We start from the raw sequence: 23,562 nt of genomic DNA, 5'->3' as shown, positions 1-23,562 counted from the left end.
GGATCGTAATCCAGAGTAAAGACACTGGATGGATTTTCGGCGCAAATGGGGTAAATGCTCACCCTGATGAGTGAATTAGAAAGATCGTCGGCTTGTCGGAACTGAATATTTCAGGCTTTGTGCGAGTTTCTGACCCGGTCTGACTCCATCTGACCTGATCTGTCCCGACTTGCACGGAAAGAAGGTGGGCGGAACATGGCCGCCACCCGGAGGATCACCGCGAGCCTCACCGCCCTCGTGGCATGCGTAGCGGCGCTCGCAGGCTGCGCCGACACCAAGCCCCCCGCCAAGGAAGGCGCTCACGGCGCCAAGAAGGCGCCCGGGGCACAGGCCCCCAAGAGTCCCGTCCGGATGATCGGTGACGGCTCCACCGCCTTCACCGGCAAGCAGCCGAACCTGCCGAGACCCGCCCGCCTCAAGCCGGGCCAGAAGCCACCGCAGTTCGTGGTCTTCTCCTGGGACGGCGCGGGCGAGGACGGTCAGAAGCTGTTCTCGCACTTCCGTAAGGTCGCCAAGCGGAACAACGCGACGATGACCTACTTCCTGAGCGGCGTGTACATGCTCCCGGAGGGGAAGCGGAAGCTCTACCAGCCGCCGCAGCACCTGGCCGGCAGCTCGGACATCGGCTTCAACGACCGCAAGGGGATCAAGGACACCGTGGACCAGCTCCGCGGCGCCTGGCTGGAGGGCAACGAGGTCGGCACCCACTTCAACGGCCACTTCTGCGGCACCGGCCGCGGGGTCGGCGAGTGGTCCGTCGAGGACTGGAAGAGCGAGATCAACCAGGCCAAGTCCTTCGTGAAGGCCTGGAAGACCAACACCGGTCTGAAGAAGGCGCTGCCCCTGCCCTTCGACTACGACAAGGAACTGATCGGCGCCCGCACGCCCTGCCTGGAGGGGCAGAAGAACTTCATGCGGGCCGCCCGCGAAATGGGCTTCCGCTACGACACCAGCGGCGTCAACAACCAGGTCTGGCCCAAGAAGAAGGAGGGGCTGTGGGACCTGTCCATGCAGCTCGTCCCGGTCCCCGGTCGCAAGTTCGAGACGCTGACCATGGACTACAACTTCATGGTCAACCAGTCCGGTTCGACCTCGCACGGCGACCCGTCCCGGCACGAGTACTGGGGCGACCAGATGCGTGACGGCCTCCTCCAGGGCTTCGACCGCGCCTACCAGGGCAACCGCGCGCCGCTGATCATCGGCAACCACTTCGAGTCGTGGAACGGCGGCACCTACATGCGCGCCGTCGAGGAGACCGTCGAGTCGGTCTGCACCAAGCCCGACGTCCGCTGCGTCTCCTTCCGCCAGCTCGCGGACTGGCTGGACGCGCAGGACCCGAAGGTGCTCGCGAAGATGACCGAGCTGCCCGTCGGCAAGGCGCCCAAGGAAGGCTGGGCGGCGTTCCTCTCCGCCCAGCCCGCACCGGCCCCGAAGGGCGTACCGGGCGCTCCGGCGGTCAAGCAGTAGCACCCGTCGGCCCGTTCAGGCGGTCGCCGTCAGGCGCTCGCGCAGGACGAACGCGGGGTCGACCTGGGCAGCCAGGTCGGCCCCCGTGCGTTCGTTGCCCCAGCTCTGCGCGTTCTTCAGGTGGAAGTGGACCATCTGGCGGGTGTAGCGCTCCCAGTCCCTTCGGGCGTACGAGGCGTCGACGGCGTCCTGGAGCGTCTGCAGGGAGCGGCGGTTGTCCTCCTCCAGGGACGCGAAGCGCGGCGGGCGGCCCTTCTCCATGGCGCGCACCCAGTCCGAGTGCCCGACGGTCACCAGGAGGTCGTCGCCCACCTGCTCGCGCAGGAAGTCCACGTCGTCCCGGCCCTGCACCTTGTTGCCGACGACGGCGAGGCTGACGCCGAAGTCCCGGGCGTACTCCTTGTACTGGCGGTAGACGGAGACGCCCTTCCTGGTCGGCTCGGCCACCAGGAACGTCATGTCGAAGCGGGTGAACATGCCGGAGGCGAAGGAGTCCGAGCCGGCGGTCATGTCCACGACCGCGTACTCGTCGCGGCCGTCGACGAGGTGGTTCAGGCAGAGCTCCACCGCTCCCGTCTTGGAGTGGTAGCAGGCGACACCGAGGTCGGCTTCGGTGAACTGCCCGGTGACCATCAAACGCACGGTGGCGTCGTCGAGTTCCACCGGCCGCGCGCAGGCGTCGTAGACGGGGTTGTCCTCGCGCACCCGCAGGAGCCGCGAGCCCTCACCGGGGGGCGTCGTCTTGATCATCGTGTCCGCGGAGGCGATCCGCGGGTTGGAGCCGCGCAGGTAGTCCTTGATCAGGGGCAGCCGCGCGCCGAGGGCGGGCAGCTCGGCCGCCGCCGCCTCGTCGAGACCCAGCGCGGGGCCCAGGTGCTGGTTGATGTCGGCGTCGACCGCGATGACGGGCGCACCGGTGGCGGCGAGGTGACGGATGAAGAGCGAGGACAGCGTGGTCTTGCCGCTGCCGCCCTTCCCTACGAAAGCGATTTTCATGACCACCTAGCGTAGTGGTTCGGGTACTTTCCGTGGCCAGTACGCGTGAAGAAGACCACTCCTTCGTGGAGCGGAGCCCGGGAGTACGTAGGGTCGTACTCATGAGTACGACAGCCGATCCTCCTCCGAGCCCTAGGTCGGACCCGGGCAGGGGCGACCCGCTCGCGGCCCTGGGGGCGCTCCCCGGCGTGGCCGACTCCGTGGACGCCGTGCGCAAGGCCGTGGACCGGGTCTACGGGCACCGGGTCATGCGTCGCCGCAGCAACGAGATCACCTCCGAGGCGGCGCTGCGCGGCGCCCGCGGTTCGGCGGCGCTCTCCGGTGCGGAGTGGGCGCTCGAAGAGGTGCGCAGGCGCAGCGACTTCAGCGGCGACGGCGAGGCCCGCACGCTCGGCGCGGCCCTGCGGCTCACCGCGGAGGCCGGGCAACTCCTGTCCATCTGGCGGCAGTCCCCGCTGCGCGTCCTCGCGCGCCTGCACCTGGTCGCCGCGGCCGACTCCGACCCCGGCGCGGGGCGCCCGCGGCTCGCGGGCGAGCCCGTCGACGAACCGCTGGTGGAGCTCGACCTGCCGGACGCGGCGGAGGTGGCGGGCCGCCTGGAGGGTCTGGCGCAGCTGGTCATCGCGGGCAGCGAGGCCCCGGCGCTGGTGACGGCCGCCGTCGTCCACGGCGAGCTGCTGAGCCTGCGCCCCTTCGGTTCGCACAACGGTCTGGTGGCGCGGGCCGCCGAGCGCATCGTGCTGGTGGGCAGCGGTCTCGACCCCAAGTCGGTCTGTCCGGCGGAGGCGGGCTACGCGGAGCTCGGCCGGGCGGCCTACGTGGCGGCCCTCGACGGCTACGCGTCCGGCAGGCCGGAGGGGATGGCCGCCTGGATCGCCCACTGCGGCAAGGCGGTGGAGCTCGGCGTCCGGGAGTCGACGGCGGTCTGCGAGGCGCTGCAGCGCGGCGCGGCCTGAGCGGCTGCGCGGGGGAGTGCAGGGCCCTGAACAGGGTTGCGGCGGTACGGAACCCGTACCGCCGCTGGCATGTTCACCGGGTTACCAAGCGTCCTCGAAGTGTTGCCCATCAGGTCGGGAGCGTTGCCCGTTACCTGGTGCGGCTGGCCCGTAATCGACGGGTCGACGTCGCGTGGGTGCTCGGTGTCCATGCTTCGGTCCGTGGGGCCTTTACTGCGTTTGAAGGTGATCCTCTCGGATGTCCTTGGTCTCGCGGGCCGTTGAATCCTTTGTACTCCTGTCCTGGAGTAAGCGGAAGTCCTGGCTGCACTTCTTTACTTTTAGGTTCAAACAGGTGTGAATCGGACAGGCGTTCCGGTCTTGTCCTCCACCGGTTTCCGGCCGCCGTCCACGGAGGTCGCCGGGAGCGGCGGCGTGCGGCTCAGCTCGCGGTCGCGCGGCGCCGGCTGGCGAACCAGACCAGGCCGGCCGTGGCCGCCGCGGCGCCCACCGCGGCCGCCGCGACGAGGGCCGGCCGGGGCGGCGCGGGCAGCCGCTGCTTCAGGCGCACGGGCCGGTGGAAGTCGAGGATCGGCCACGCGCGCGTGACGGCCTCCCGGCGCAGCGCGCGGTCCGGGTTGACCGCGTAGGGGTGCCCGACGGACTGCAGCATCGGCAGATCGGTCGCCGAGTCGCTGTAGGCGTAGCAGCGGTCCAGGTCGTACCCCTCCGAGCGGGCGAGCTCCTTGATCGCCTCCGCCTTGGTGGGGCCGTACGCGTAGTACTCCACCTCGCCGGTGAAGCACCCGTCGTCCCCGACCACCATGCGGGTGGCCACCACGCGGTCCGCGCCGAGCAGCTCGCCGATCGGCTCGACCACCTCGGCGCCCGAGGTGGAGACGATGACGACGTCCCGTCCCGCGGTGTGGTGCTCCTCGATGAGGGAGGCGGCCTCGTCGTAGATGAGCGGGTCGATCAGGTCGTGCAGGGTCTCCGCGACGATCTCCTTGACCTGCTGCACGTTCCATCCCCGGCACAGCGCGGACAGGTACTCGCGCATCCGCTCCATCTGGTCGTGGTCGGCGCCGCCCGCGAGGAAGACGAACTGCGCGTACGCGGTGCGCAGTACGGCTCTGCGGTTGATCAGGCCGCCTTGGTAGAACGACTTGCTGAAGGTGAGCGTGCTGGACTTCGCAATGACCGTCTTGTCCAGGTCAAAGAACGCGGCAGTGCGGGGCAAGGAGTGGTTTTCCACGAGCTCGAGCATAGGCGCCCACCATTCGGCGTAAGCTGAGGCGCGTGGGTTTGCCTGAGAAGGCTCTCGGGTACACCATGGAAGTCACGGATCGTTCGCGACCGTGCTAACCCGGTCTGGCTCCTCCCCCCCCGAGTCGGACCGTGGGGACGACCCCCGCTCTCCCCCCCGGCGGGGGTCGTCGCATGTCCGGATGGGTTTTTGAACCCTCCGCTGATCCTCTTTCGGCCCTTGAGCCGTTCTCGACGCCGACTCGGCGCTCTCTTCAGCCGCGCAAGATCCGTCACTGTGCGTAGTCGCGGCGCTGCTCTGTGGAAGTCATCGCGAAGGCGTCCCCGCGTCACCGGTATGGGTGATGGAGATATTCACAGGCATCGCCTTGTCCACAGTTATTGACCAAGATCCACACGATTTCCCGCAGCGCTGCACGCTGATTCCGCTCGTTCCGCTCGCGCAGTTCATGGCCGGATTGCTTTGCCCGGTTGTTCGCCGATGCGGGACGCGGCATTCACAGGGGTCTTGCGCGAGAGGGGGATGGAGATCGTGGGTGGAGTCATTGCACGGGACAGGGCCGGGTCGGCCGCCGGGCGCCAGGGCGGACCGCTGATCGTCACGGAGGACGTGGAGCTGCTCGATGACCTGCTGCGGCTGTGCGCCGCGGCGGGTGCGCTGCCCGAGGTGCACCACGGCGGGCCCGACCGCGGGGAGGTCTGGGACGCGGCCCCGCTCGTCCTGGTCGGGGACGACGCGGCGGACCGGGTGCGCGGCGCGCCCCGACGGCGTGGGGTCGTGTTGGTTGGGCGGGATCAGGACGATTCCGGTGTCTGGCGACGGGCGGTGGAGATCGGCGCCGACCATGTGCTGCTGCTGCCCGACGGCGAGCAGTGGCTCGTGGACCGCATCGCCGACGTGGCCGAGGGCGTGGGGCGGCCCGCGCTCACCGTCGGCGTCATCGGCGGCCGCGGCGGCGCCGGGGCCTCCACCCTGGCCTGCGCCCTCGCGGTCACGGCGGCCCGCGACGGGCGGCGCACGATGCTCGTCGACGCGGACCCGCTGGGCGGCGGCCTCGACGTGCTCCTGGGCGGCGAGAGCGCCGACGGCCTGCGCTGGCCGGCGTTCGCCGCGTCGCGGGGCAGGCTCGGCGGCGGCGCGCTGGCGGAGTCCCTGCCGGAGCTGCACGCCCTGCGGGTCCTGAGCTGGGACCGGGGCGACGCGGTCACGGTCGCCCCGGAGGCCGCGCGGGCGGTCGTCTCGGCGGCCCGCAGGCGGGGCGGCGTGGTGGTCGTGGACCTGCCCCGCCGGGTGGACGAGACGGTCGGCGAGGCACTGGCGCAGATCGACCTCGGACTCCTGGTGGTGCCCGCGGAGCTGCGGGCGGTGGCGGGCGCGCGACGGGTGGCGTCGGCCGCGGGCATGGCGCTGCGGGACCTGCGGGTGGTGGTCGCGCGGGGCGCGGAGCCCGGCGGGCTCGACTCCGAAGAGGTGGCGCGTCTGGTCGGGCTGCCGCTGGTCGGCGAGGTGCCCTGGGAGCCCGGCCTGCCGGCCGCGCAGGCGGCGGGGAAGCCACCCGGAGGCCTCGCGCGCAGCCCACTGGCGCGGTTCTGCACCGCCTTCTGGGACCGCCTTCCGGCCGACGCGGCGGGAGGCGTGGCATGAGCGCCGTCGTCGGGGCCCGGATGCTGGACGGGGTCCGGCAGTGGCTCGCGGAGAACGGCACGGAGCCGACCCCGGCCCGCGTGGCCGAAGCGCTGCGCGCCCAGGGCCGGGTGCTCGGGGACACCGAGGTGCTCGGCGCGGCGGCCCAGCTGCGCTCGGAGCTCGTCGGCGCGGGTCCCCTGGAGCCGCTGCTCGCCGACCCCTCGGTGACCGACGTGCTGGTGTCCGCGCCCGACCGGGTGTGGGTGGACCGGGGCGGCGGCCTGGAGCTCACGGGGGTCACGTTCCGGGACGCGGCCGCGCTGCGGCGCCTGGCCCAGCGCCTCGCCGCCGTGGCGGGCCGGCGCCTCGACGACGCGCGGCCCTGGGTGGACGCCCGCCTCCCGGACGGCACCCGGCTGCACGCGGTGCTGCCACCGGTGGCCGTCGGCTCGACCTGCCTCTCCCTGCGCGTCGTGCGCCCCCGGGCCTTCACGCTCGCCGAGCTGGTCGCCGCGGGCACGGTCCCGCCCGGCGGCGACGGGTTCCTGCGGGCCCTGCTCGACGCCCGGTTGTCCTTCCTGATCAGCGGCGGCACGGGCACGGGCAAGACGACCCTGCTCAGCGCGCTCCTGGGCCTGGTCGGCCCCAAGGAGCGCATCGTCCTCGCGGAGGACTCCGCCGAGCTCAGGCCCGAGCACCCCCATGTGGTGCGCCTCGAAGCGAGGCCCGCGAACCAGGAGGGCGCCGGGCAGGTCGGCCTGGACGACCTGGTCCGCCAGGCCCTGCGGATGCGCCCCGACCGGCTGGTGGTCGGCGAGGTGCGCGGGGCGGAGGTGGTCCACCTCCTGGCCGCGCTCAACACCGGGCACGAGGGCGGCTGCGGCACGGTCCACGCCAACGCCGCGGGCGACGTACCCGCCCGCCTGGAGGCCCTGGGTACGGCAGCAGGCCTCGACCGGGCGGCCCTGCACAGCCAGTTGGCGGCCGCTCTGTCGCTGGTCATCCACCTCGTACGGGACCGGGCGGGCCGCCGCCGCATCGCCGAGGTGCACGTCCTGGAGCGGGCCGCGTCGGGCCTGGTGGTCACGGTCCCTGCGCTGCGCCGGGGCGAGAGTGCCTTCACCCGGGGCCCGGGCTGGTCACGCCTGGACGCGCTGCTCTCCGGGGGCGCCGGGAGGGATGCCGGATGACCCCCGCGATGTGGGCGGCGGTCCTGTGCGTGGGCAGCGCGGCCTGGCTGACGGCCCGCCGCGCCCCGACGACCCACCGCGCGTACGTCCTGTTCACGGCTCCCGAACCGCCCCCGCCCCGCCCCTGGCGCCGCTGGGTCGCCGCCGTGCGCGACAAGGGCGGCCACGCGTGGTGGTGCCTGGCGGCCGGGGCGCTGATCGCGGTCCTTGGGGACTCCCTGATCCCGCTGGCCGCCGGAGCGGCGGCAGTCCCACCGGCCGCGCGCCTCCGCCGGGCCCGGGACGAGCGCCGACAGCGCGGCCGTCACGCCGACGCGGTGATCGCCCTGTGCGGAGAGCTCGCGGGCGAGGTGCGGGCGGGGCGACAGCCCGGCGAGGCACTGCGGTCGGCGCTGGCCGACTCCGCGGACGCGGAGCGCTGGGGCATCGGCTCCGGTGCGGCCCGGAGCGCGGTGCTGGCCGCGGCCCGCTTCGGCGGGGACGTGCCCGGGGCGCTCCGGGAGGCCGCGCGGGAGCCCGGCGCCGAGGGGCTGCTCGGCCTGGCGGCGTGCTGGCGGGTGGCGGTGGACCGCGGCGCGGGCCTTGCCACGGGACTGGAACGACTGGAGCAGGCCCTGCGCGCCGAGCGCGATCAACGAGCCGATCTGAGAGCCCAGTTGGCGGGCGCCCGCTCGACCGCGGTGATGCTCGCGGGCCTCCCGGTGCTCGGCCTCCTCATGGGCAGCGCCCTGGGCGCCGACCCCCTGCGCGTGCTGCTCCACACGGCTCCCGGCCTCGGCTGTCTCGCGGCAGGAGCCGCACTGGAGGCGGCAGGGGCGTGGTGGGCGCTGCGGATCGTGCGAGGGGCGGAGGAGCGATGAACGTTGTCCACAGGCTGGGGGTGACCGTGTGGGTCGTCGCGGCGGCCCTCTGGCTGACCCTGACGCTCCTGACGGCACACAGGGAAAGGAAGCACCAACGCCGCGCGGCCCGGGCGCTCACCGCGCACAGCCCACCCGCACGCCACCTCCTGCGCCGCGTGCCCGGCCTGCCGAGGGCCAAGGAGTGGCTGACGGCGGCGGGCGCGGCGAGCGCGGCCTACGCGCTGGTGGGCGGGGTGCCGGGCCTGTTGATCGCGGCGGCGGTGGGCTACGGCGTCCGGCGACACCTGCACGGCAAGGGCGCGACACCACGCGACCTGTCACGCCACCCGCACGCGGCCGCCCAGCTTCCGCTGGCGGCGGACCTGCTGGCGTCCTGCGTGGCGGCAGGGGCGAGTCCGGTCACGGCGGCCCAGGCGGTCGGCGAATCCCTGCAGGGGCCGGTGGGTTCCCGACTGGCGCGGGGCGCGGCGGAGGTCCGGCTGGGCGGCGAACCGGGCGATGCCTGGCGGCACTTGGCGGCGATACCAGGAGCAGCCCCACTGGCCCGGCTCCTGGAGCGCTCGGGCGAGTCCGGCGCACCGGCCGCGGCCCCGGTGGCCCGCCTGGCGGCAGACGCCAGGGCGGCACGAGGCCGGGCGGCGACGGAGGCGGCACGCAGGGCGGCGGTCCTGATGACGGCTCCTGTGGGCCTGTGCTTCTTGCCGGCGTTCGTGGCGGTCGGGGTGCTCCCGGTGGTCATCGGCCTGGCGGACGGCCTGTTGAACACGCCCTGAGCGAGGGCGGGCCCCACCGGGGGGCGCCGCACAGAACAAATCGGACCGGAAGGCGGAGCCGTTCACGAGACCAGATCCCGTGAGCTCCACCGCAACCAACAACCACCGAGGAAACGGAGATCGACATGCGGGGGCGAACGATGCGGGTGAAGCAGACGACATGGAGGGAAGCGCAGCAGCCGCGAGGAACCGACAGGGACCGGACCCGTGCGCGGCTGCCCCGACTGAGGCGGCGCACCGACGCGCTGAGCGGCGACGCCGGGATGGTGACGTCCGAGTACGCGATGGGCCTGATCGCGGCGGTGGGATTCGCCGGTCTGCTCTACAAGGTGGTGACGAGCGGGCAGGTCAGGGCGGCGCTGCAGGCGGTCGTGGAGAAGGCGCTCGATGTCCCGTTCTGAGGAGGCGACGGAGCGGGACGGCAGGTTCCGGGGGCGTGGAGCGGACCGGGGCTTCGTGACGGCGGAGGCGGCCGTGGTGCTGCCGACCCTGGTGCTGTTCACCATGGCGCTGATCTGGACCCTCCTCGCCGTCTCCGCGCAGATCCAGTGCGTGGACGCCGCCCGGGCCGGTGCCCGGGCGGCGGCCCGGCAGGACCCGGACGAGGCGGCCGTGGCGGCGGCAGGACAGGCGGCGCCGCGCGGGGCGAGCGTGACCGTGCGGCGCGAGGGCGACTTGGTCCGGGTCGAGGTGACGGCGGACGCGCCGGGCCCGGCGGTGCTGAACCTGGGCGTGCGGCTGCGGTCCGAGGCGGTGGCGTTGGCGGAGGAGACGGTGGGGGTGAGCGCGTGAGGCCCGTACGTGACGCGGCTCGGGACCGAGGGGCCGCGACGGTGTGGGTGGTCGTCGTCATGGCCGTGCTCGGCGTGATCTGCGGGGCGGTACTCGCGATGGCCCAGGTGGTCGTGGCCCGGCACCGGGCCGGCGGCGCGGCCGACCTCGCGGCACTCGCGGCGGCGGACCGCTGGGAGGAGGGGTCCACCGGGGCGTGCGCGGGGGCCGCGAGAGTGGCGCAGGAACAGGGCGCACGGATCGTGCGGTGCGTGGTGCGAGGAGAGATCTCCGAGGTCACAGCCACGAGCCGAGCGGGCCCGTTCTCAGCAACGATCAGCTCCCGAGCGGGCCCTCCCACCCACGACCCGTAACACCCCACGACCCCATAAGCACGCCGTACCACCACCCCGCACGCAAGGCCGGCGTACCACCGGGCCGCACCACCGAACGACACCCGCGACGGGCGCCCCACCGGCCCGCACCCGCCCAACCGCCGAGAGGAGCCACGGACCACCCCCCACCGCCCCGCACCCGCCGAACCGGCCGGAGGGGACGTGGGGGTATGTGCGCACGGAGCACCGAGGAAACAATGGCGTCTTTGTTCGTGCAGCGGGGCGCAGGGATAGCGAGTACGCACATACCCCCGCGGCCCCGCCCCACCCACCGGGCCAAGGCGCAGACGGCCCCACCTAGCCCTCAGCTGCCCCCTCGCCCCTCGCCCCTCGCCTCGTCCCCCGCGTCCCCCGCCCCCGCATCCCGCAACAGCACAGAAAGGAGCCGAACGGCCCCCCGCTTGTGCAGAGGGTCGTTGCCGTTGCCGCACTTGGGGGACTGGATGCACGAGGGACAGCCCGCCTCGCACTCGCAGGAGGCGATCGCCTGCCGGGTAGCCGTCAGCCACTCCCGCGCCGTGTGGAAGGCCCGCTCGGCGAAGCCCGCCCCGCCGGGGTGCCCGTCGTACACGAAGACCGTGGGAAGGAGCGTGTCCGGGTGCAGCGGCACGGAGACGCCGCCGATGTCCCACCGGTCACACGTGGCGAACAGCGGAAGCATGCCGATCGAGGCGTGCTCGGCGGCGTGCAGGGCGCCGCCGAGGATCTCGGGATTGATGCGGGCGGCGTCGAGTTGGTCCTCGGTCACGGTCCACCAGACCGCGCGCGTACGGAGCGTGCGGGGAGGGAGGTCGAGTTTGGTCTCGCCGAGCACCTCGCCGGTGATGAGTTTGCGACGGAGGAAGGAGACGACCTGGTTGGTGACCTCGACGGAGCCGTAGCAGAGCCGCCCGGCGCCCCAGGGAATCTCCGTGTCCGTCTCCAGGATGGAGATCGCCGTCGTGTCGCGGGCGGTCGTGGAGTAGGGCGGCACGGCCTCCTCGACCAGCGCCACCGAGTCGTCCAGGTCGAGGTGGCGCACGAGATACGTGCCTCCCTGATGGAGGTGGACCGCGCCTTCGTGGACGGTGGTGTGCGCGGCGGACGCGTCGACCGTGCCGAGGAGCCGCCCCGTGCCCTCCTCGACGATCTGGACGGGCTTCCCGCCCTCGCCGCGGATGTCGGTGAGGTCGGCGGCCCGCTCGCGGCGGGTCCAGTGCCAGGCCTTGGTCCGGCGGCGCAGCAGCTTCGCGGCCTCCAGCTGAGGCAGAAGCTCCTCGGCGGCGGGCCCGAAGAGGGCGAAGTCGTCCTCGGCCAGCGGAAGTTCGGAGGCGGCGGCGCAGAGGTGGGGTGCGAGGACGTAGGGGTTGTCGGGGTCGAGGACCGTGGACTCCACGGGCTGCCGGAAGAGCGCGTCGGGGTGGTGGACGAGGTACGTGTCCAGCGGATCGTCGCGGGCGACGAGGACGGCAAGGGCGCCCTGCCCGGACCGTCCGGCCCGTCCTGCCTGCTGCCAGAGGGAGGCCCGGGTGCCCGGGTAGCCGGCGATGACGACGGCGTCCAACCCCGAGACGTCGACGCCGAGTTCGAGGGCGGTGGTGGCGGCGAGGCCGAGGAGCTCGCCGGAGTGGAGGGCGCGTTCGAGGGCGCGGCGCTCTTCCGGGAGGTAGCCGCCCCGGTAGGCGGCGACCCGGCGCGGCAGGGAGCGGTCGACCTCGGCGAGGCGTTCCTTGGCGATGACGGAGATCAGTTCGGCGCCGCGCCGGGAGCGTACGAAGGCGACGGAGCGGACGCCCTGCACGGTCAGGTCGGTGAGGAGGTCGGCCGTCTCGGCGGTGGCGGTGCGGCGGACGGGGGCGCCCTTCTCGCCGTGGAGTTCGGTGAGAGGCGGCTCCCAGAGGGCGAAGACGAGGTCGCCGCGGGGTGAGGCGTCGTCGGCGACCTCGTGGACGGGCAGCCCGGTGAGGCGCTCCGCGGACGCGGCGGGATCGGCGGAGGTGGCGGAGGCGAGGAGGAAGACGGGATCGGAGCCGTAGCGGGCGCAGAGGCGGCGCAGCCGGCGCAGGACCTGGGCGACGTGGGAGCCGAAGACGCCCCGGTAGGTGTGGCACTCGTCGATGACGACGTAGCGCAGGGCGCGCAGGAAGGAGGACCAGCGCGGGTGGGACGGCAGGATCCCGCGGTGCAGCATGTCGGGGTTGGTCAGGACGTAGTTGGCGTACTGCCGCACCCATTCCCGTTCTTCGAAGGGGGTGTCGCCGTCGTACACGGCGGGGCGCACCGCGTTGCCGAGCGGGGCGGCCAGCTCACGGACGGCCCGGCGCTGGTCGGCGGCCAGGGCCTTGGTGGGGGCCAGGTACAGGGCGGTGGTGCCGCGGCCGTTGGGCGCCTCGGAGCCGTCGAGGAGGGCGGAGAGGACGGGGGTGAGGTAGGCCAGGGACTTTCCCGACGCGGTGCCGGTGGCGACGACCACGGACTCGCCGTCCAGGGCGTGCTCGGCGGCCCGTGCCTGGTGGGCCCAGGGGTGCTCGATGCCGCAGGCCTGGACCGCGGATATGACCTCCGGACGGATGCGGTCGGGCCAGACTGCATACCGGGCCTCACGTGGGGGCAAGTGCTCCGTATGAGTGACGCGCGATGCACGGCTCGGCCCCGCGGTGAGCCGGTCCAGAACGGTCCGCGGGGACGTGCGTGCCGGGGCGCCCGCGGAGGGTCCTCCGGGAGGAGAAATTTTGGCCATCGGCATCGAGTGTGTCACTGGCGGGATGGACAATGGTCCCAAGGCGTCGTGCATGCCTGCCGGTAAGTGATTGAATGCCATCGCGGCTGGCGATCCGTCCTGGGGGCTCTGCCGAGGTGTCCCGAGGGATGACCGCTCGATAGCAAGGTGCTGGAGGATCCGTGGACCTGTCCCTGTCGACCCGTACCGTCGGCGATCGTACGGTCGTCGAGGTCGGTGGCGAAATCGATGTATATACCGCGCCCAAGCTGCGCGAGCAGTTGGTCGAGCTGGTGAACGACGGCAGTTTTCACCTGGTCGTCGACATGGAGGGCGTGGACTTCCTCGACTCCACCGGGCTCGGCGTGCTGGTCGGCGGCCTGAAGCGTGTGCGTGCCCATGAGGGCTCGCTGCGCCTGGTCTGCAACCAGGAGCGCATTCTCAAGATCTTCCGCATCACCGGCCTGACCAAGGTGTTCCCCATTCACACCTCGGTCGATGAAGCGGTCGCGGCCACCGACTGAGTGGTGGCAACCGACTGAGTGGCGGCCGCGCGTCGGCCGACCGGAAGCCGGACCTTCCGGGCCGCTGGGCCCGGATCGGCAGTTTGGCAGTACAGCAGGGGGCCGGGCCTGCGGGCCCGGCCCCCTGACAGCACGTGCGTATGTCGAGGGGGATGCATGGCCACCGTTGAGCTCCGCTTCAGCGCGCTGCCCGAGCACGTCAGGACCGCCCGTCTGGTGGCGGCCGCGGTGGCGCGCAGGGCCGGAGTGGACGAGGCCGTTCTCGACGAGGTCAGGCTCGCCGTCGGTGAGGCCTGCACGCGCGCCGTGGGCCTGCATCAGAGCAGTGGCGTGTCCGCGCCGGTGCGGGTGGCGCTGATCGAGGACGAGAAGCAGTTCTCCATCGAGGTCGGCGACGAAGCGCCCCGGTCCACGCCCGGCGAGCGGGTGCCCGGTACCGGCTTCGGTGCCGGTGACGACGCGGACGCCGAGGGCGAGGACGAGATGGGCCTCGCGGTGATCAGTGGTCTCGTGGACGACGTGGAGGTCACGGCCGGCGAGTCCGGCGGCCTCATCCGCATGACCTGGCCGACGACCCCGGCCCCGCTGATCCCCTGACCGACGGGTCTCCACTGCTCCCCTGACCGACGGGTCTCCACTGCTCCCCTGACCGACGGGTCTCCACCGCCCCCTGACCGACCGGCTCCCCGTCGGCGCGGCCCCCATCGGCCCAATCCCCGTCGGCCCGTCGGCTTGAGCGGCTCACCTGCCCCGGTCGACCTCATGATCCGGCCAGTTTCCCGGCCCTCGCCACCCCGGCCGCGCCCTCACCCCGCTCTGGGGATCGCCCCTGGGAAGACTGCCCTGGGCGCCCTCACCGCCCCGCGGCGTTCCAGGCCCGCCCGCCGGCGGCTCCTACGCCTCCCCGACCCCTCGTGGCGACGGACACCCCACCCCCGCCCTGCCCACGATGAACAGGGCCTTTCCTTTTCTGATCACTAATTGACGTAGATCGACGATCTAGCGTCAACGCTTTTGAGGCATTACCTCTTTCGGAGTCAATCACCGAGGGCGATCATTTGCTGAGAAGCAATCTCAGGTCAATTCCGTTTGTGGTGCTCTGTTTTGATCAGGTTCCGCTCCCTACAATCCGTCCACATCTTGAGCTCAGCCCAAGCGTCAAGGAGGACGAATGGCGGGGCTTTCTACCCCTCATCAGATCGACCATCCCTCAACCTTCGCAGCCGCAGTCCTGACAGATGACAATCGCCTCATCGTGATGGTCATCGGGGTCGTCGCGCTCGCGGCGCTCGCCGTCGCGGGAGTCCTGGTGCGCCAGGTGCTCGCGGCCAGCGAGGGCACCGACAGCATGAAGAAGATCGCGAAGGCGATCCAGGTGGGCGCGAATGCCTATCTGGGACGCCAGCTGCGTACGCTCGGCGTATTCGCCGTCGTGGTGTTCTTCCTGCTCATGCTGCTGCCCGCGGACGACTGGAATCAGCGCGCCGGACGATCGATCTTCTTCTTGATCGGAGCGGCGTTCTCGGCGACCACCGGCTATATCGGTATGTGGCTCGCCGTCCGCAGCAATGTGCGCGTGGCAGCCGCTGCCCGAGAGGCCACTCCGGCGGAGGGCGAGCCCGAAAAGGATCTCACCGCCGTCTCGCACAAGGCCATGAAGATCGCTTTCCGCACGGGCGGCGTCGTCGGCATGTTCACGGTGGGGCTCGGTCTTCTGGGCGCCTCCTGTGTGGTGCTCGTCTACGCGGCCGACGCGCCGAAGGTGCTGGAGGGCTTCGGCCTCGGCGCCGCGCTGATCGCGATGTTCATGCGGGTCGGCGGCGGCATCTTCACCAAGGCCGCCGACGTCGGCGCCGACCTGGTCGGCAAGGTCGAACAGGGCATTCCGGAGGACGATCCGCGCAATGCCGCGACCATCGCCGACAACGTGGGCGACAACGTCGGCGACTGCGCCGGCATGGCTGCCGACCTCTTCGAGTCGTACGCCGTGACGCTGGTGGCCGCGCTGATCCTCGGCAAGGTGGCGTTCGGCGACGCCGGGCTCGCGTTCCCGCTGATCGTCCCGGCCATCGGCGTCGTGACGGCGATGATCGGCATCTTCGCGGTGGCGCCCCGGCGCTCCGACCGCAGCGGCATGAGCGCCATCAACCGCGGGTTCTTCATCTCCGCGTTCATCTCGCTCGCGCTGGTGGCCGGGGCGGTCTTCGCGTACCTGCCGTCCTCGTACGCGGACCTCGACGGCGTCACGGACGCGGCGATCAAGGTCCACGACGGCGATCCGCGGATCCTCGCGCTCGTCGCCGTGGCCATCGGCATCGTGATGGCCGCGCTGATCCAGCAGCTGACCGGCTACTTCACCGAGACCAACCGGCGCCCGGTGCAGGACATCGGGAAGACCTCGCTGACCGGCCCGGCCACCGTGGTCCTCGCCGGCATCTCGATCGGCCTGGAGTCGGCCGTCTACACCGCGCTGCTGATCGCGCTCGGGGTGTACGGGGCGTTCCTGCTCGGCGGCACGTCGATCATGCTCGCCCTCTTCGCGGTGGCGCTCGCCGGCACCGGCCTGCTGACCACGGTCGGCGTCATCGTCGCCATGGACACCTTCGGGCCGGTCTCCGACAACGCGCAGGGCATCGCCGAGATGTCCGGTGACGTCGAGGGCGCGGGCGCGCAGGTGCTCACCGACCTGGACGCCGTCGGCAACACCACCAAGGCCATCACCAAGGGCATCGCCATCGCGACCGCGGTCCTCGCGGCCTCGGCGCTCTTCGGGTCGTACCGCGACGCCATCGCGGAGGCGGCCAAGGACGTCGGCGAGAAGCTCGGCGACGGCGCCCCGATGAACCTGGTGATGGACATCTCACAGCCGAACAACCTGGTCGGGCTCATCCTCGGCGCCGCGGTCGTCTTCCTCTTCTCGGGTCTCGCGATCAACGCGGTGTCGCGGTCGGCGGGCGCGGTCGTCTACGAGGTGCGGCGGCAGTTCCGCGAGCACCCCGGGATCATGGACTACACCGAGGAGCCGGAGTACGGGCGCGTCGTCGACATCTGCACCAAGGACGCGCTGCGCGAGCTGGCCACCCCGGGTCTGCTCGCCGTGCTCACGCCGATCGCGGTCGGCTTCTCGCTCGGGGTCGGCGCGCTCGGCTCGTTCCTCGCGGGCGCGATCGGCACGGGCACGCTCATGGCCGTCTTCCTGGCCAACTCCGGCGGCGCCTGGGACAACGCCAAGAAGCTCGTCGAGGACGGCCACCACGGCGGCAAGGGCAGCGAGGCGCACGCCGCGACCGTCATCGGCGACACGGTCGGCGACCCGTTCAAGGACACCGCGGGCCCGGCGATCAACCCCCTGCTGAAGGTGATGAACCTGGTGGCGCTGCTCATCGCGCCCGCGGTCATCAAGTTCAGCTACGGGGACGACGCCAGCGTCGGGATGCGGGTGCTGATCGCGGTGCTCTCCATCGTGATCATCATCGGCGCGGTCTACGTCTCCAAACGGCGCGGCATCGCCGTGGGCGACGACGAGGACGCGGACCGGGTGGCGAAACCGGCCGACCCGGCCGTGGTCTCGTAAGGGGGCCCTCACCCGGTCAAGGGACCCCGCGCATCCGGGGGCCGCGGCCCCGGTTCGGTGACGTGGGGTCAGGATCTGCCCAACACGCGGGCGGACGGCGCTTTTTGAGGCGTCGTCCGCCCGTCGTCGTAGGTGACGGGTCGTGAGCCTTCTCTCGCGCGCCCCGCTCGTACGCCGCTTGGTGCAAATGGCTGCAATAGCGGTTGTACCGGGCCCCCGGCATGCTGATGTCGCCCAGTTGGCGTGTAAGTTCCGGGGCCGAGAGCCATGGAAGGGACCAATCCGGTGAACAAGAAGCTTGCAGCCGCACTGTCCGGCGGTGCGGTACTGGTACTCGCGTTGTCCGGGTGCAGTGACGACGGCGACAACAAGAAGCTGGACGACTGGGCCAAGAAGGTCTGCGACTCCGTGCAGCCCCAGTCCAAGAAGATCGCGGACGCCAACGCCGCCATCCAGAAGCAGACCTCCGACAACAGCTCGCCGTCGGACGTCCAGAAGACGGACTCCAAGGCGTTCCAGGACATGTCCGACGCCTACAAGTCGATGGGCAGCGCCGTGAAGAGCGCCGGTGCGCCGCCGGTCGACGACGGACAAAAGAAGACGGACGACGCCGTCAAGGAGCTCAACGCGATCTCCTCGTCGTACGAGAAGCTGAAGAAGCAGGTCGACGGCCTGGACACGAAGAACCAGGCGGACTTCGCCGACGGCCTCAAGGACGTGGCGGGCGACCTGGACAAGCTGAGCAAGAGCGGCAACGAGGCCCTGGAGAAGCTGCAGGAGGGCGAGGTCGGCAAGGCGATGGGCAAGCAGGACAGCTGCAAGAGCGCGTCCGCCACGCCGTCCGCCAAGAGCTAGCCCCTCCCGCCCGCACGCCTCCTTCTCTTCCGGCCGCACGTCCCGTACGCCGGTGTCGAGCACGACCGTGTTCCGCACGGCCGCATTCCGCACGTCCCGCACGTCTCGTACGCCCGTCACGCCCCCGGTGCCCAGGACGGCACCGGGGGCGTGTGCGCTCGGCAGGGGCCGTGGGAGGGCGCACGGGACACAATGGAGGCGTGAGTAACGCCAGCCTCCCCCTGCCCTCGTCCGACCACGCCGACGCGGCCGCCTCTCTGCGGGGCGCCCTGATCGGTGCCGACTTCACCGCCGACGGGCTGCTCGAACTGCTCGGCGCGTCCGCGTACGCCGCCCTCGCCCGCAGCGAGACCGTGCCCGCGCTGCGCGCCACCCGCGGGGACGGGGCCCTTCCGGCGCTCGTACGGCTGTTCCTGCTGCAGGAATCGGTGCCCCACGCGCGCGTGGCCGACGTCCTGCCCGTCGACACCCTCCTGGCGAGCGGCTGGCTGACCGAGCGGGACGGCGCGCTGCGGGCGACCGTGGACGTGCGGCCCTACGGCGGGCCGGGCGGCGAGGACTGGTTCATCGTCTCCGACCTCGGCTGCGCGGTCGGCGGCGCCGGCGGCATCGGCAGCCACGAGGAAGGCGTCGTGCTCGGCGTCGGCGGCGCGTCCACCACGCTCGCCGGCCTCACCGTGCGCACGCCCGTCGCGAGCGCCCTCGACCTCGGCACCGGCTCCGGCATCCAGGCACTGCACGCCGCCCAGCACGCCACGCGCGTGACCGCGACCGACCTCAACCCCCGGGCGCTGCGCTTCACCCGGCTCACCCTGGCGCTGTCCGGCGCCCCGGAGGCCGACCTGCGCGAGGGCTCGCTCTTCGAGCCGGTGGCCGACGAGACGTACGACCTGATCGTGTCGAACCCGCCCTTCGTGATCTCGCCGGGCGCCCGGCTCACCTACCGGGACGGCGGGATGGGCGGGGACGATCTGTGCCGGTCGCTCGTTCAGGAGGCGGGGGAGCGGTTGAACGAAGGGGGGTACGCGCACTTCCTGGCCAACTGGCAGCACGTGGCGGGCGAGGAGTGGCAGGACCGTCTGCGCTCCTGGGTGCCGCGCGGCTGCGACGCCTGGATCGTGCAGCGCGAGGTGCAGGACATCACGCAGTACGCCGAGCTCTGGCTGCGCGACGCGGGGGACCACCGCACGGATCCCGCGCGGTACGCCGAACGGTACGACGCGTGGCTGGACGAGTTCGAGGCGCGGGGCACGCGGGCCGTCGGGTTCGGCTGGATCACGCTCAGGAAGACCGGGGCCGCCGAGCCGTCCGTCACCGTCGAGGAGTGGCCGCACCCCGTCGAGCAGCCGCTCGGCGACACGGTGCGGGAGTTCTTCGAGCGCCAGGAGTACCTGCGCTCGCACGACGACGCCGCACTGCTCGCCGGGCACTTCAAGCTCGCCGGCGAGGTCGTGCAGGAGCAGGTCGGGCTGCCGGGCGCCGAGGACCCCGAGCACGTCGTGCTGCGCCAGAACCGCGGGATGCGGCGGGCCACCAAGGTGGACACCGTCGGCGCCGGGTTCGCGGGCGTGTGCGACGGCACGCTGAGCGCCGGGCGGATCCTGGACGCCATCGCACAACTGGTCGGGGAGGACCCGGTGTTGCTGCGGGACCGGACGCCCGCGCAGATCAGGCTCCTCGTCGAGCAGGGCTTCCTGCTGCCCGTCCAGGCGTAGGGCCGGTGGCCGCTCCGGCGTGCACCGGGGGCATACGGCGGTAATTCGGCCAACATTCGGTCCGCACCGGGCATTTCAGCTTCGCGCCGGGCATTTCAGGTGCGGAGCGGCCATTTCGGGTGCGGAACGGCCGTTTCGTATGCGGGTCGGGCACGTGGGGTGCGGACCGGGCACGTCGGGTGCGGACCGGGCGCGTCGGGTGCGGACCGGGCGCGTCGGGGGCGGGCCGGCGGTCGCCCGATGCGGGCCCCGGCCCAGGTGGCACGGGCGGTCCGTCCGCCGTTCACCCCGATGTCGCCCGCCCGATTCCCGCGCGTGCCAGCCTCCCGGCAGGGGAACTCGGCACGGGAGGGCACGACCATGGAGAGCGGACCTGCGATCTTCGCGGGAACGGTGTTCGCACTGTTCGGCGCCGGGCTGCTGCTGTGGACCGGCGCGCGTGTCGCGCACCGCGCCCCCGTCGCCCAGGGTGTGAACCCCGTCGCATCGGCGACCCTCGCCGCGCTGGCCGGATCCGGCGCCCTGCTCCTCGGCGTGTGGTGCTTCACGCGGCTCTGAGCGGGCCGCGGGACGGTCGTGCCGCGGCCTCGGCGGCGCGCCGGACCCTTTCCTTCCGGTTGTCCGGACCGCCGTGTCCCGGCAGGGCGGACGCTCATCTTCCACCCCGGTGGACCCCCTGTTCCCGGTGATCACACAGGTGTCGCCGGGCGCGTGGCCGGGCCGGGCGCCGGAACAGCGGCTCGTTACTCCGGGCGGCAGGAATGGCGGTAGTCGGGTTACCGTTCGAGTGGCCGTTGCGGGCTTTTCCCGTTTGACACGGGGGCGGGATGTACCGTCACACTCCGCAGCGACAGCGCAACGCAAGCCATGCGGGCACTGTCAGCGCACTGCCACGAGCATCGCCACCGCGCACCGCGCCCGGCGGTACGACTGATCAGTGCCCATGGGCATTGCCGCCGCGCACTGCCACCGAGCGTCGACCGGAGAGAAGAGCGAAGTTGTCCCCGACCAGCGAGACCGCACAGGGCGGCCGCCGACTCGTCATCGTCGAGTCGCCTGCCAAGGCGAAGACGATCAAGAGCTACCTCGGCCCCGGCTACGTAGTCGAGGCCAGCGTCGGGCACATCCGCGACCTCCCCAACGGCGCCGCGGAGGTGCCCGAGAAGTACACCGGCGAGGTGCGCCGCCTCGGCGTGGACGTCGAGCACGACTTCCAGCCCATCTATGTCGTCAACGCCGACAAGAAGGCGCAGGTCAAGAAGCTCAAGGACCTCCTGAAGGACTCCGACGAACTCTTCCTCGCCACCGATGAGGACCGCGAGGGCGAAGCCATCGCGTGGCACCTTCTCGAGGTCCTGAAGCCCAAGGTCCCCGTCCACCGGATGGTCTTCCACGAGATCACCAAGGACGCGATCCGCAGCGCCGTCGCCAACCCGCGCGAGCTCAACAAGCGCATGGTCGACGCCCAGGAGACCCGCCGCATCCTCGACCGCCTCTACGGCTACGAGGTCTCGCCGGTCCTGTGGAAGAAGGTCATGCCGCGGCTGTCCGCGGGCCGGGTGCAGTCCGTCGCCACCCGCCTCGTCGTCGAGCGGGAGCGCGAGCGCATCGCCTTCCGCTCCGCCGAGTACTGGGACCTGACCGGCACCTTCGGCACCGGCCGCGCCGGTGACGCCTCCGACCCCTCGCAGCTGGTCGCCCGCCTCACCACGGTCGACGGCAAGCGCATCGCGCAGGGCCGCGACTTCAGCTCCCTCGGACAGCTGAAGCCCGGCAGCGCGAACACCCTCCACCTGGACGAGGCGAACGCCCGCGCGCTGGCCGCCGCCCTCCAGGACACGCGGTTCTCCGTACGCTCCGTCGAGTCGAAGCCGTACCGCCGCTCGCCGTACGCGCCCTTCCGTACGACGACGATGCAGCAGGAGGCGAGCCGCAAGCTCGGCTTCGGCGCGAAGGCCACCATGCAGGTGGCCCAGAAGCTGTACGAGAACGGCTTCATCACCTACATGCGTACGGACTCCACGACCCTGTCCGACACGGCGGTCACCGCCGCCCGTGCGCAGGTCACGCAGCTGTACGGCAGCGACTACCTGCCGGACAAGCCGCGCACGTACGCCGGCAAGGTCAAGAACGCGCAGGAGGCGCACGAGGCGATCCGCCCGTCGGGTGATCGTTTCCGCACGCCCGCCGAGACCGGTCTGACCGGCGACCAGTTCCGCCTCTACGAGCTCATCTGGAAGCGGACCGTCGCCTCCCAGATGAAGGACGCGACGGGCAACTCGGTCACCGTCAAGATCGGTGGCCGCGCCTCCGACGGCCGCGACGCCGAGTTCAGCGCGTCCGGCAAGACCATCACCTTCCACGGCTTCCTCAAGGCGTACGTCGAGGGCGCGGACGACCCCAACGCGGAGCTGGACGACCGCGAGCGCCGTCTGCCGCAGGTGGCCGAGGGCGACGCGCTGTCCGCCGAGGAGATCTCGGTCGACGGCCACGCCACCAAGCCCCCGGCCCGCTACACCGAGGCCTCGCTGGTCAAGGAGCTCGAAGAGCGCGAGATCGGCCGCCCGTCGACGTACGCGTCGATCATCGGCACGATCCTCGACCGCGGCTACGTCTTCAAGAAGGGGACGGCCCTCGTGCCCTCCTTCCTGTCGTTCGCCGTCGTCAACCTCCTGGAGAAGCACTTCGGCCGGCTCGTCGACTACGACTTCACCGCCAAGATGGAGGACGACCTCGACCGCATCGCGCGGGGCGAGGCGCAGGCCGTGCCGTGGCTGCGGCGCTTCTACTTCGGCGAGGGCGAGGGCTCCGGCGGCGCCGCCGACGCGGGCAACGGCGACGGCGACCACCTGGGCGGCCTCAAGGAGCTCGTCACCGACCTCGGCGCGATCGACGCCCGCGAGGTGTCGTCCTTCCCCGTCGGCAGCGACATCGTGCTGCGCGTCGGCCGCTACGGCCCCTACATCGAGCGGGGCGAGCGCGACTCCGAGAACCACCAGCGCGCCGACGTCCCCGACGACCTGGCGCCCGACGAGCTGACCGTCGAGTACGCGGAGGAGCTGCTCGCCAAGCCGAGCGGCGACTTCGAGCTGGGCGCGGACCCGCAGAGCGGCCACCAGATCGTCGCCAAGGACGGCCGCTACGGCCCGTACGTGACGGAGATCCTCCCCGAGGGCACCCCGAAGACCGGCAAGAACGCGGTCAAGCCGCGCACGGCCTCCCTCTTCAAGACCATGTCGCTCGACACGGTCACCCTGGCGGACGCCCTCAAGCTGATGTCCCTGCCGCGCGTGGTCGGCGCCGACGCCGAGGGCGTCGAGATCACCGCGCAGAACGGCCGCTACGGCCCGTACCTGAAGAAGGGCACGGACTCCCGGTCGATCGACACCGAGGACCAGCTCTTCACCATCACGCTCGAAGAGGCCCTGGAGATCTACTCCAAGCCCAAGCAGCGGGGGCGCGCCGCCGCCAAGCCGCCGCTGAAGGAGCTCGGCGAGGACCCGGTCAGCGGAAAGCCGGTCGTCGTCAAGGACGGCCGCTTCGGGGCGTACGTCACCGACGGCGAGACCAACGCCACCCTGCGGGCCGCCGACTCCGTCGAGGACATCACCGCCGAGCGCGGCTACGAGCTCCTGGCGGAGAAGCGGGCCAAGGGGCCCGCGAAGAAGACCGCCAAGAAGGCCGCGAAGAAGGCGCCCGCCAAGAAGGCACCGGCGAAGAAGACCGCTGCCAAGAAGACGGCCGCCAAGAAGACGACGACTACGAAGACGGCCGCCAAGAAGACCACCGCCAAGAAGGCGGTGGCTTCCAAGACGGCCTCGACGGCCTCTTCGGAGGACTGACCTTCCCCTGGTCGGGCGCCTCGCACACAGGCGCCCGACACCGGCGGAGAGCCACCGAAAACGCACGTCTC

Annotated in this window: 19 protein-coding genes; 16 read left to right on the top strand and 3 right to left on the bottom strand. The window is 71.8% G+C overall.

Features of this window, described 5'->3' with window-relative positions:
- The first annotated feature begins 195 nt into the window (after positions 1 to 195).
- A complete protein-coding gene (locus ACFYXE_RS16000) occupies positions 196 to 1,467 on the top strand; it encodes a hypothetical protein (protein WP_389312819.1) in 1,272 nt (423 codons plus the stop codon).
- Positions 1,468 to 1,482: 15 nt separating this feature from the next.
- On the opposite strand, the gene ACFYXE_RS15995 is transcribed toward ACFYXE_RS16000, so the two are convergent.
- Positions 1,483 to 2,463, bottom strand: a complete 981-nt coding sequence (locus tag ACFYXE_RS15995) for an ATP-binding protein (RefSeq protein ID WP_361175721.1) — start codon at positions 2,461 to 2,463, stop codon at positions 1,483 to 1,485.
- Between the two features lie 101 nt (positions 2,464 to 2,564).
- Between ACFYXE_RS15995 and ACFYXE_RS15990 the strand changes: the two genes are divergently transcribed.
- The gene (locus ACFYXE_RS15990; protein WP_361175724.1) at positions 2,565 to 3,419 is read left to right on the top strand and encodes an oxidoreductase; all 855 of its coding nucleotides are present in this window, start codon (positions 2,565 to 2,567) and stop codon (positions 3,417 to 3,419) included.
- Between the two features lie 421 nt (positions 3,420 to 3,840).
- Here the strand turns inward: ACFYXE_RS15990 and ACFYXE_RS15985 are convergent, their stop codons facing one another.
- On the bottom strand, positions 3,841 to 4,665 hold the full coding sequence (locus tag ACFYXE_RS15985) for an HAD family hydrolase (RefSeq protein WP_389312816.1): 825 nt from the start codon (positions 4,663 to 4,665) through the stop codon (positions 3,841 to 3,843).
- A gap of 522 nt (positions 4,666 to 5,187) precedes the next feature.
- On the opposite strand from ACFYXE_RS15985, the gene ssd reads away from it, so the two are divergent.
- The 7 genes from ssd (at position 5,188) to ACFYXE_RS15950 (ending at position 10,262) form a co-directional block, all read left to right on the top strand.
- Positions 5,188 to 6,309, top strand: coding sequence for a septum site-determining protein Ssd (ssd, locus tag ACFYXE_RS15980; protein ID WP_389312814.1), 1,122 nt, complete (start codon positions 5,188 to 5,190; stop codon positions 6,307 to 6,309).
- Positions 6,306 to 7,481 carry a TadA family conjugal transfer-associated ATPase gene (locus ACFYXE_RS15975; protein ID WP_389312812.1) on the top strand — a complete coding sequence of 392 codons (1,176 nt, stop codon included), beginning with the start codon at positions 6,306 to 6,308 and terminating at the stop codon, positions 7,479 to 7,481. Before ssd ends, ACFYXE_RS15975 begins: the two co-directional genes overlap by 4 nt.
- On the top strand, positions 7,478 to 8,341 hold the full coding sequence (locus ACFYXE_RS15970) for a type II secretion system F family protein (RefSeq protein WP_389312810.1): 864 nt from the start codon (positions 7,478 to 7,480) through the stop codon (positions 8,339 to 8,341). The genes ACFYXE_RS15975 and ACFYXE_RS15970 overlap by 4 nt, the downstream gene beginning before the upstream one ends.
- Positions 8,338 to 9,117: a type II secretion system F family protein gene (locus tag ACFYXE_RS15965; protein ID WP_389312808.1), complete on the top strand. Its 780-nt coding sequence runs from the start codon at positions 8,338 to 8,340 to the stop codon at positions 9,115 to 9,117. The genes ACFYXE_RS15970 and ACFYXE_RS15965 overlap by 4 nt, the downstream gene beginning before the upstream one ends.
- Before the next feature lie 125 nt (positions 9,118 to 9,242).
- Positions 9,243 to 9,518, top strand: coding sequence for a DUF4244 domain-containing protein (locus tag ACFYXE_RS15960; protein WP_389312806.1), 276 nt, complete (start codon positions 9,243 to 9,245; stop codon positions 9,516 to 9,518).
- A complete protein-coding gene (locus ACFYXE_RS15955) occupies positions 9,505 to 9,909 on the top strand; it encodes a TadE family type IV pilus minor pilin (RefSeq protein WP_389312804.1) in 405 nt (134 codons plus the stop codon). Before ACFYXE_RS15960 ends, ACFYXE_RS15955 begins: the two co-directional genes overlap by 14 nt.
- Positions 9,906 to 10,262 (top strand): Rv3654c family TadE-like protein, encoded by a 357-nt coding sequence (locus ACFYXE_RS15950; protein ID WP_389312802.1) that lies wholly within the window; start codon positions 9,906 to 9,908, stop codon positions 10,260 to 10,262. Before ACFYXE_RS15955 ends, ACFYXE_RS15950 begins: the two co-directional genes overlap by 4 nt.
- A gap of 325 nt (positions 10,263 to 10,587) precedes the next feature.
- On the opposite strand, the gene ACFYXE_RS15945 is transcribed toward ACFYXE_RS15950, so the two are convergent.
- Entirely contained in the window at positions 10,588 to 13,083 is a 2,496-nt protein-coding gene (locus ACFYXE_RS15945; RefSeq protein WP_389312800.1) for a DEAD/DEAH box helicase, read from the bottom strand.
- 80 nt (positions 13,084 to 13,163) lie between these two features.
- Between ACFYXE_RS15945 and bldG the strand changes: the two genes are divergently transcribed.
- From bldG to topA, 7 genes are all read left to right on the top strand, one after another.
- Positions 13,164 to 13,505 (top strand): anti-sigma factor antagonist BldG, encoded by a 342-nt coding sequence (bldG, locus tag ACFYXE_RS15940; protein ID WP_005475923.1) that lies wholly within the window; start codon positions 13,164 to 13,166, stop codon positions 13,503 to 13,505.
- A gap of 156 nt (positions 13,506 to 13,661) precedes the next feature.
- The gene (locus tag ACFYXE_RS15935; protein ID WP_389312797.1) at positions 13,662 to 14,102 is read left to right on the top strand and encodes an ATP-binding protein; all 441 of its coding nucleotides are present in this window, start codon (positions 13,662 to 13,664) and stop codon (positions 14,100 to 14,102) included.
- Positions 14,103 to 14,676: 574 nt separating this feature from the next.
- Complete coding sequence (locus ACFYXE_RS15930) at positions 14,677 to 17,079, top strand: sodium-translocating pyrophosphatase (protein ID WP_389312795.1); 2,403 nt, start codon at positions 14,677 to 14,679, stop codon at positions 17,077 to 17,079.
- Between the two features lie 267 nt (positions 17,080 to 17,346).
- Complete coding sequence (locus tag ACFYXE_RS15925) at positions 17,347 to 17,934, top strand: small secreted protein (protein ID WP_361179345.1); 588 nt, start codon at positions 17,347 to 17,349, stop codon at positions 17,932 to 17,934.
- Positions 17,935 to 18,134: 200 nt separating this feature from the next.
- Positions 18,135 to 19,649 (top strand): methyltransferase, encoded by a 1,515-nt coding sequence (locus tag ACFYXE_RS15920; protein ID WP_389312793.1) that lies wholly within the window; start codon positions 18,135 to 18,137, stop codon positions 19,647 to 19,649.
- A 360-nt stretch (positions 19,650 to 20,009) separates the two neighbouring features.
- Positions 20,010 to 20,207, top strand: a complete 198-nt coding sequence (locus ACFYXE_RS15915; RefSeq protein WP_361179341.1) for a hypothetical protein — start codon at positions 20,010 to 20,012, stop codon at positions 20,205 to 20,207.
- A 440-nt stretch (positions 20,208 to 20,647) separates the two neighbouring features.
- Positions 20,648 to 23,491: a type I DNA topoisomerase gene (gene topA, locus ACFYXE_RS15910; RefSeq protein WP_361179339.1), complete on the top strand. Its 2,844-nt coding sequence runs from the start codon at positions 20,648 to 20,650 to the stop codon at positions 23,489 to 23,491.
- The last annotated feature ends 71 nt before the right edge of the window (positions 23,492 to 23,562 follow it).

Source organism: Streptomyces sp. NPDC002564 (assembly GCF_042889645.1).
In the GTDB taxonomy this organism is placed as follows: domain Bacteria; phylum Actinomycetota; class Actinomycetes; order Streptomycetales; family Streptomycetaceae; genus Streptomyces.
Note: the sequence above shows the minus strand (reverse complement) of the source record. Positions and strands in the feature narration are given on the sequence as shown.